A 2555-nucleotide genomic window follows, 5' to 3' on the forward strand; every position below is an offset into this window, starting at 1 on the left:
CCTCATTGCCATTCAGTGTGTCGTCACTTTTCCCGCCTAACAATATTTCTGACTTAGATGTCCCATTTAGAACATCTACATGATTAGTACCACCAAGATATACAAATACTGTTGAATATTTAGTCAGTAATGTATTGATTTCAACCAATGCACTATCATCAAATTTTTCATAGTTCTCAAAAATAAGTGCTTGGAGACCATCAAATCCTTTTTTAGAAATATCACTATATACATTCGCAATATGATCAGTAAATTCTACTAATTCAATGAATGTGTTCTTAATATCTGATGCAAATTTTGTCTCAAATAGCTGTTCAACATTTTTGAAATTCTGAATATATCCAATGTCACCGTTATCTTCTAAAATCCATTCTTTCTCTATTTCATCTGCATAATTCTTATAAATCGCAGTTTGTCCATATAAGCCTTTATAGATAGAGAAAGTAATACCAGAATAAATATTATTAATTGCTTCAGTTGTCTTGAGAATATCGTCTTCACGAATATAGAAAAGCTTTTCTGTCTTAGTTCCCATTAAAGAATCAATAACACCGACTTTAGATTTAGCTGCATTAAAGGCAGATTGAATCGTAGGATCAACTTGATCAAAACTAATAACAGCCCCACCACTTCCAGCAATACCAACACCTTGCCCATTCGAACTTACCATTGATTCCCATAACCCTTCTGTATATTCATGATAAGAAGAGTCTGTTTTAGCCCATGCTTTTAATAATGCAGGTAAGAATTCTTTTTGCGCTTCTGTAGTTTGAGCAGACTCATACTGTCTTACTAGCTGTTCTAAATTAGAGGATTGAGCCATTGCTTCATGGAGATCACGAACTCGACCATATCCTTTCAAGTCGGGTAGATCTTCAATTTCTTTACTTACTTCAATTTTATTTGTAAATTCACTATAAATTGAATCAAAACTGAAATTAACATCTCCCATTGTGTGAGTAGTGCCATCCGTTTTTTCATACGAACTCACTTGAGTTAAAATGTTATTTCCAGCCAAAGCCGTATTTGTATCTTGATAATTTACATTTAGTGACTTAATTCCTAAATCAGTTAAATTCAACAATTCATTTTCTTGGCTTTTACCATCTTGATTTAAATCTCTCCAAATTTTCAGTTTATTGAAATCTTCATCATTGGTATCAATTTTTCCATTTTTATCTGTATCTAAATCGGCTAATGCATCAAAACCGTGTTTTGCTTTCTCACCATTTTTGAGACTCGTGTTATCACCAAAGACTTCCGTTCCATCGTTAATGATCCCATCTCGATTACGATCAAATACTAATAATCCATCATCTGGACTCACCCAACCTGTAGCAGTCTTAAGCCCATCAGCATCATTATCAAACAGTGCACCATTCAACTTATTATGTGCAACTGTTTCAATACCATCTCCATCTAAATCTAAAATAAGTGGATCATAATAATAATGATGCCCTTCACGGTTTAGACCAAACCAATCTTTTATAAAATCAGGAGTTACGTCATCAACCCATTTTGCAATATGACCTGAATCAAACAGTTTATCTAGACCAAACGGAACATCCATGCCATTTTCGGCAATGTGGTTGTAAAGTTTATACAGTAAACTTCCTACTGCTTTACCACCTTGATAAGCCCCATAAATAAGCAAGCCAGCTAAAACCACCTCACCTAATACAGGTACACCAAGTAATCCTGCAACAACAGGGATCAATTCTGCACCCGCAGCAAATATTATTGTTCCTATAACGGCTTGAGGCCCATATATTTCTGCTTGTTCTTGGAATGGTTTCCAATTGCCTGTTTCGAGTCCAACCACCAACCCTTCGAAGGTATTATTTAGGAAGTCTGCTGTCATAACTCCAGCACCGACCTTGCCACCAAAGAGATTGTCTTTTAGATATTTACCTAAGTTATCTGCCATTTCAGGGTTAATTTTAATTTGACCATTTTCGACTTGCAGCATGTTATTTTTAATAATTTGCTGTGTATCTTGTCGAATTGTTTCAATAGTTCCATTTACAATTTGCATGGATTTACTTAGAGCATCTCCAAAGACCTGAATGTCTATAGCTCCGCCTTGACCAAATTTTCCAAGATTTACATCGACAATATGTGTTTCTGGAGTACCTTGAATTTTTGCAATTTCTGCATCAATAATGACTTTTTCACCTTGTAACCTAGCAATTTCACTTTGAATATTTAATTTTTCAGCATTAGAAAGAGTATTATTTTTTAAGGATTCTGTGAGTTGATTAGTTTTTTGTTGATTTTGGATGAGATCGGCAGATGAATTTACCAACTTTTCATAAATATCAGAAGTTGGTTTATCAGTAATACCATTTACATAAGTTTTAGCATGAGTATAATTTTCAATAATTTGTTTTTTACTAGCATCACTAAGATCACGATCTCCATTGATCAATTTCTCCAAGTTATTTCTCATCTCTTCCGTTAAAGGAATTGAGTCATAAGATTGTGCTTTTATTATCTCAATAGCTTCAGCAATTGCTGTTTTAGTAAATTCGGTGGTGTATCAAAAAGTATGCTAA

At 34.0% G+C, this 2555-nt stretch carries 1 pseudogene; it reads right to left on the reverse strand.

Annotated elements, in window-relative coordinates:
* A pseudogene (locus tag CDA10_RS16625) lies at nucleotides 1-2437 on the reverse strand (hypothetical protein); the annotation flags it as partial.
* Nucleotides 2438-2555: the final 118 nt, after the last annotated feature.

The organism is Acinetobacter piscicola, assembly GCF_002233755.1.
Taxonomy (GTDB): Bacteria; Pseudomonadota; Gammaproteobacteria; order Pseudomonadales; family Moraxellaceae; genus Acinetobacter; species Acinetobacter piscicola.